5 protein-coding genes are annotated in these 6795 nt (G+C 65.7%); 3 read left to right on the top strand and 2 right to left on the bottom strand.

The features are described 5' to 3' along the window. Both VMR03_RS09415 and VMR03_RS09410 read left to right on the top strand, forming a co-directional pair. On the top strand, window positions 1–244 hold a 244-nt coding region (locus tag VMR03_RS09415; RefSeq protein WP_325404525.1), incomplete at its 5' end, for a hypothetical protein. Between the two features lie 2 nt (window positions 245–246). Further along, window positions 247–1887, top strand: coding sequence for a PEP/pyruvate-binding domain-containing protein (locus tag VMR03_RS09410; protein WP_325404523.1), 1641 nt, complete (start codon window positions 247–249; stop codon window positions 1885–1887). On the opposite strand, the gene VMR03_RS09405 is transcribed toward VMR03_RS09410, so the two are convergent. Then, complete coding sequence (locus VMR03_RS09405) at window positions 1853–3163, bottom strand: MFS transporter (protein ID WP_325404521.1); 1311 nt, start codon at window positions 3161–3163, stop codon at window positions 1853–1855. The genes VMR03_RS09410 and VMR03_RS09405 overlap by 35 nt on opposite strands. Before the next feature lie 197 nt (window positions 3164–3360). On the opposite strand from VMR03_RS09405, the gene VMR03_RS09400 reads away from it, so the two are divergent. After that, the gene (locus tag VMR03_RS09400; protein WP_325404519.1) at window positions 3361–5883 is read left to right on the top strand and encodes an esterase-like activity of phytase family protein; all 2523 of its coding nucleotides are present in this window, start codon (window positions 3361–3363) and stop codon (window positions 5881–5883) included. A 51-nt stretch (window positions 5884–5934) separates the two neighbouring features. On the opposite strand, the gene VMR03_RS09395 is transcribed toward VMR03_RS09400, so the two are convergent. Further along, window positions 5935–6774 carry a 23S rRNA (adenine(2030)-N(6))-methyltransferase RlmJ gene (locus VMR03_RS09395; protein ID WP_325404517.1) on the bottom strand — a complete coding sequence of 280 codons (840 nt, stop codon included), beginning with the start codon at window positions 6772–6774 and terminating at the stop codon, window positions 5935–5937. Window positions 6775–6795 lie beyond the last annotated feature (21 nt).

Here is a 6795-nt window from a genome sequence, read left to right as displayed (position 1 = left end):
CGACGGCGCGCGCGAGGATTTCGACGATTTCCTGCAGGCCGTCGATCGCCTCACCGGCATCGAGCATGAGACGGACAAGGTCGAGCGCACGGCGCGCGGCCTGCTCCTGATGCAGGCGCCGGATTTCCGCGTTCTCGAACTTGTCGGAACGCTTGCCCGTCTTCTCGAGGAGGCGGCGGATGCCCTGTCGCGCACGGCATTGATGTTGCGCGATCACCTCGTCAACGACGTCATGGCCGGTTGAAGATGTCCCTCGACGAACACCTGTTTCTCGTCATGCCCGGAAAGCCCGCGCCGGCTTCGGCGAGCGCCGGAACCATGGGCTCCAAGGCCTATGGGCTGATGCGGCTTGCACGGCTCGGCCTCAACGTGCCGCCGGCCTTTGTGCTCGGCACCGAGATCTGCCGCTCTTATCTCGACGGCGGCAAACTTCCCGACGGCACGCGCGAGTTGCTGGCGCGCGGCTTGCGCGAACTCGAAGCGGCGACGGGACGCGGCTTCGGCCGCGAGCGCCGCCCGCTTTTCGTTTCCGTGCGCTCGGGCGCGCCGGTCTCGATGCCGGGCATGATGGAGACGATCCTCAATATCGGCCTGACCGAACAGACCGCGCGCGGCTTCCTGCGCATGACCGGCAATCCGCGCCAGGTCCAGGACAGCTATCGCCGCCTCATCCGCGATTTCACCGAGGTCGTGCGCGAGGTCGATGCGGCGCCTTTCGACGCGCTGGCCGAGGCGCGGGCGGCGGCGGAGGGGCTGACGAGCATTCGCGATCTCGACAGCATGGCGCTCGCCGCCATTGCGCAGGAATCGCTGTCGCTTTCCCTCGCGCTGACGGGCGACCCTTTTCCGCAAGACCCGATGGAACAGCTTCTTGCCGCGGTCGAGGCGGTGTTCCGCTCATGGATGAGCGACAAGGCGAAGCGCTACCGGGCGCTGAACGGGATCGACGCGAATATGGGCACGGCGGTCACCGTGCAGGCGATGGTCTTCGGCAATATGGGCGCGAGCTCGGGCGCGGGCGTCGGTTTCACGCGCGATCCGGCCACCGGCGAGAACCGCACCTATCTCGACTTCCTGTTCAATGCGCAGGGCGAGGATGTCGTCTCGGGTCGGCATGCGGTCCACGACACGGAGCGTCTTCCGCGTCGCCTGCCTGCCGTTGCGGCCGAACTCCAGCGCATGAAGAGCGTCCTCGAAGCCGAATTCCGCGACATGCAGGATTTCGAATTTACGGTCGAGGAAGGCCGCCTCTATCTCCTTCAGACGCGCAATGGCAAGCGCATGCCCTGGGCGGCGCTGCGCATGGCGGTCGACATGGTGGCCGAGGGATTGATCGCGCCCGAGGAAGCCTTGAAGCGTCTGGACGGCATCGCGCTCGACAGGCTGGAGCGCCTGCGTTTTGCCGGCGGCGACGCCGCGCCGCTGGCGACCGCCGTTCCGGCGAGCATCGGCACCGCCATCGGTCATATTGTCTTCGATCCGAAGCGTGCCGCTCTCTTCGCCGCCGAGGGCAAGCCCGTGCTTCTCGTGCGCGACGACATATCGACCGGCGACATCGAAGGGATCGCGGCGGCGGCGGGCGTGCTCACGGCGTCCGGCGGACGCACCTCTCATGCCGCCGTGGTGGCGCGCCAGCTCGGCAAGGTCTGCCTCGTCGGCTGCGCGGACCTTCGTATCATGGCCGACAAGGGGCTTTGCCGCATCGGCGGACGCGATTTCCATGAGGGCGACGAACTGACGCTCGATGGCGATGTGGGCCGCGTCTTCGCGGGCGCGCTTCGCGTCGTCCGCGAACGGCCGGAGGCGCTGCTCGACGAAGTGGTGCGGTGGAAGGATGCCGGTGCGGTCCGACCTAGCGGAAGAGCCCCCGCTGCCTCGGCTCCTTGACGAAGAAGAGCACGAGGCCGAAAGCAAGGGCGAGCGTCGCCGCCGAAACCGAGAAGACGACGGTGAAGGACGAGCCATGAGCGATGAAGCCGCCAAGGAGCGGTCCGAGCGCCATCATGGCCGAGGTCGCAGTGTTCATGATCGCGATCCGCATCGCGAGGTCCTCGCGCACGCCGAATTCGAGGATCATGTTCTGCGTGCTGTTCTGGAAACCGGCTTGGCCCGCGCCGAGACCGGCGAAGACGACGACGAGCGGCCAGAGCGAATGCACCGTCATGAGCAGCACCGTCGCCGCCGCCCAGAGCCCGACCGAGAGCAGGAAGACGAGCCGGTTGCCGGCGTGGTCTGCGATCGAGCCCCAGAGAAGATTGGCGCCGGTCTGCGACAGCAGGAAAGCCGTCGAGAGAATGCCGAGCGTCGTACCTGAGAGCCCGATGGAGTGGCCCGCATAGAGCACATAAAAGGGCACGGCCAGGGTTCCGAGCGCGGCGAGACCGGAGGCGATGTAGAAATGCGTGAGTTCCTTGTCCTCGCGCAGCAGGTCGGGGATCTGCCGCATCCGGAGCGCGAAGCTCGTCGGCGCGCGGACCTCCGGCGCCTCCGGCTCGCGCACGAACATCAGCGTCGAAAGCCCGATCGAGGTGAGCACGAAGGCGACGAGGAAGGTCGTCGCATAGCCGTTTCCGAGCGCATGCGCCTCGACGAAATACTTGCCGCCGAGATAGGCGACGCCCGAGGCCGTGAGACCCGCCGCGAAATTGCGGAAGCCGGTGAGCCGCCCGCGCAGCCGGAGCGGGATCACCTTGGCCAATAGAAGCTGGAAGATGACCGACTGCACACCGTTGAAGAGGCCGAACATGCATAGAAAGACGCAGGCGAAAATAAGCGCCCAATGGTCGGGCAGGAAATAGCCGCTGAGCGCGAGGCCGAGCACACCGCCACGCATGCCCCAGCCGACCAGCATCCCCATCGGGAGCACACGGCGGCGATGCTCGACCAGCGTGGCGCCAAGCGTCGAGGACAGCGCGTTGCCGAGCCACTGCGAGGCGAGCGCGAGGCCGACCGCGAATTCGGAGCCCGAGAGAAGATAGATATAGGCCGGCACGAAGGTCGGCGCGGTGACGAGGCGAAACCCCGTCTGGCCGAGAAGCCCATGGGCGAGATTGGCAGCGAAGTTGCGGCGGAGGTTGCGTTCGACCTCGGCGTGATAGGCCTCTTCGGCGGCAAGGCGTGCCGCCGTCTGGTCCGTCTGCCCGAGGCTCGGCCCCCCGTCCATCACGCTCCTCCAACTGCCGGCTCTTTTCTTGTGGGCCGGTCGGCGCCTTTATAGACGCGATACCCGCATCCGGTCATCCGGTTTGTGACGGGGATGTCAACAAGCATTCACCGGAATGCCGCCGCTACATTGCAGGAATGTAATGCAGGACTGCCAAAAGGTCGTTTGGAACGTTTGTTTAACCATCGGGGGCTTCCATGCGACCTTTTGCTCGCCGCGCTCTGTTCGCGGCAGCCAGCTTTGCCGTGCTCGCAGCGCATCCCGCGCTCGCCGCGGCGCCGTCCTACACCACGCCTAATGTCGACACGACGCCGAGCGGCGTCGCCGAGACGACAACCCTGGATGGCGTCAGTTTCACGAGTTGGGGTCTTGTCGGCACCGGCCGGCTTTCGGCCCAGACGGTCGATTTCCTCGGCGACACGCTGGGATCGTTCTCGGGCATGGCCATCGACCGTTCGACCTGGCGCGTCGATTCGAACGGGACCTATTCCTTTTCGATGTACACGCTGCCCGACCGCGGCCGCAACGATCCGTCCGTGCCGCTCTTCTTCGACTATCCGGCGCGCCTCAACGCCTTCGATTCGACCTTTACGCCTTATTCGGGTGCCGATTTGCCGGCCTCGACCGGCTCGCAGGACCAGCTTACCTACGACCAGACCGGCGGCATCGAACTCACGGACTTCAACGGCAATCCCTTCACCGGCGCCGATCCGGCGGCTGGCACGGTGACCCAGAACGGCTTCGTCCTGCCAAGCCCGACCTCAGGCACGGGCGCGGGCAAGGTGTCGCTCGATGCCGAGGCCGTCACCTTCCGCTCGGACGGCAGTTTCTATGTCAGCGATGAATATGCGGCGAGCATCTACTACTTCGATGCGAGCGGCCGTCTTCAGGGCGTGATCCAGCCGCCCAAGGCCTTGTTGCCCTTCACCGCCGGTAATCTCAACTACAACTCGCTCGGCGCGCCGACCGATGGCGGTCGACGCAACAATCAGGGTCTGGAAGGCGTGTCGCTGACGCCGGACGGTAAATACCTGATCGCGGTGCTGCAGAGCGCGACGGTACAGGACACGGCGAACTCCAACCAGGCGAACCGGTCCAACACGCGCGTGCTTGTCTATGACGTCTCCGGCGAGGCGACGCCCGAGAATCCGGTCGGCCACTACGTTCTCCAGCTCCCGACATATACGTTCGGCGGCACCGGCGGTACCGTGAACCGCACGGCGGCGCAGAGCGAGATTCTCGCCATTAACGACTACCAGTTTCTGACGCTCGCCCGCGACGGCGGTACGGGCCTCGGCACCGGCGCCACCAACAACCTCACCTATCGCAGCATCCTGCTGGTCGACACGCGCGGTGCGACCAATCTCGCGGGTACGACCTACGAGACCTCCTATACGCCGGTCGACACGCTCGTCGGCGGCAGCGTCGTGCTCGATCCTTCGATTGCGCCGGTCTCCCAGACCGAGCTCGTCAACATGCTGAACCCGACGCAGCTTGCGACCTTCGGCCTGACGACCTCGATGGCGAGCTCCACCAACCCGCTCGCCATGTCGGAAAAGTGGGAAGGCATGTCGCTCATGCCGATGCTCGACGAGAAGCACCCGCAGGACTTCCTGCTCTTCGTCTCGAACGACAACGATTATGTCTCGACGGCCTGCACGATGAGCGGGACGGACTGCTCGTCGTCCTATGACAATGACAATATGATCCTCGTCTATCATGTGACGCTGCCCACGGCCGTCGATCCGCTCTTCTACGATTACATGATCGGCGAAGGTGCCGCGACGACCACGATGGCGGCGGATGCCGGCATTTCGGCGGCGGACGAGGCTCTGTCCCCAATCCAGAATCGCCTTGGCGTGCTGCGTGGCGCGATGGCGAACGGCGGTAGCGTCGCGAGCTTCAACGTCTGGGGATCGGGCCTCTACAGCTCCGACGAGCGTCACCACGACTACGTCAACCATGTCGAGGATCTGCGGGGCACGGCGGGCATCGACGCCAATCTCGGCAACGGCCTCATCGTCGGCGGCGCGCTCGGCTTCGGCGGCGGCCGCATGGAGCCTCATGACGGCTTCCGGACCGAGTCGAAGTCGGTCTCGCTCAGCGTCTACGGCACCTACGATACGGGCAGCTTCTTCGCCTCGGCCGCCTATGGTTATCTGCCCTGGATCGACTTCAGCAAGATCGAGCGCCCGGCGGCCTACGGCCTCACCGCGACGGGTGACACCAAGGGCACCGCACAGACGGCCTATGGCGAAGTCGGCTACATGATCGGCGTCGGCGGCATGACGAAGCTTGGCCCGGTCGCCTCGCTGAGTTATCTCAAAGCCGACATCGACGGCTACACCGAACATGGCGCGGCTGGCGGCAACATTGCCTATCCCGACCGCTCGGTCGATCAGACGACGCTCGGCCTCGGCGGTGAGATCATCGTCCCGCTCGACGACGTCACCTTGACGGGCCATGCCGCGTACGAGTTTGTGCTCGACAAGAGCGACGACACGGTGAACCTCGCTCTCGCAAGCGTCGCCGGCGGCCTTGGTGGGGCCTCGGTCACCGTTCCGACGCAGAACGAGGACGACGTGCGTCTCGGCGTCGGCGCGCAAGGCAGCATCGGCAAGGGGCAGCCGGTCGGCTGGCTCCTCGGCTATGACGCCCGCATCGGCAAGGAAGGCGGCGTCGGAAGCCTTCTGACGGCCGGCTTGAACATCCAGTTCTGATCGGATTTCTCGCAGCGACCGACCCGCCGCTCGTCCGAGCGGCGGGTCTCTTTATGACTTGAGCCATTCGACGCGGGCCCGCGCGCCCGGTCCCTGGGCGAGCCTCTCCGCCAGCCAGCCATAAAGGTCCGCCAAGGTCTCCTTCAGCGTCCATGGCGGATTGACGATGACGAGCCCGCAGCCCGAAAGCCGCGAGGCGTCTTCCGCGCCGCGAATGTGAAGCTCGGCCATCAGTGTCTTCGCCGGGCCGCGCGTTTCGAGCGCGTCGAGGAAGGCACCAGAGACGCTCGGATCCTTCACTGGATACCAGATGAGATAGGTACCCGTCGCCCATCGGGCCATCGCCTCGCCGAGGCCCGCGAGCACGGTGTCGAATTCGTCGCGCGCCTCGAAAGGCGGGTCGATGAGCACCAAACCGCGGCGCTCCTTCGGCGGCAGCATCGCCTTCAAGGCCGAATAGCCGTCCATTTCGTGAACGCCGACTTGCCCGTCGCGCCGGAAGAGCGATTTGAGCGAGGCCGCGTCATCGGGATGCAATTCGCAGAAGGCGAGACGGTCGCCCGGTCGCGCGAGTTCGCGCGCGATGAGCGGAGAGCCAGGATAGGACATTGGCGCGGGGCCCATGCAGCCGAGGCGGGCGAGCGTCGCAAGGTAGGGCGCGAGAGCCGGATGCGGGGCGGGGTCGGCGAGAATGCGGGCGATGCCGTCGAGGAATTCGCCCGTCTTCTGTGCCTCAACGCCGCCGAGGTCCGTCAGGCCCGTTCCCGCATGCGTGTCGAGCAGGAAGAAGGGCTTCTCCTTCTGCTTCAGATGTTCGATCGCGAGCGCGAGGGCGGCATGCTTCATCACATCGGCGAAGTTTCCGGCGTGATAGGCGTGGCGGTAATTCAAGCGGAGGGTCTCCCGGACATC

This window comes from Parvibaculum sp. (genome assembly GCF_035511255.1).
GTDB lineage: Bacteria > Pseudomonadota > Alphaproteobacteria > Parvibaculales > Parvibaculaceae > Parvibaculum.
This window is presented reverse-complemented; position numbering and strand designations above follow the sequence as displayed.

Bases quoted from the DNA above. Each gene is read 5' to 3' on its own strand.
- VMR03_RS09410 (WP_325404523.1), top strand. From the start codon at position 247: ATGTCCCTCGACGAACACCTGTTTCTCGTCATGCCCGGAAAGCCCGCG.
- VMR03_RS09405 (WP_325404521.1), bottom strand. From the start codon at position 3,163: ATGGACGGGGGGCCGAGCCTCGGGCAGACGGACCAGACGGCGGCACGC.
- VMR03_RS09400 (WP_325404519.1), top strand. From the start codon at position 3,361: ATGCGACCTTTTGCTCGCCGCGCTCTGTTCGCGGCAGCCAGCTTTGCC.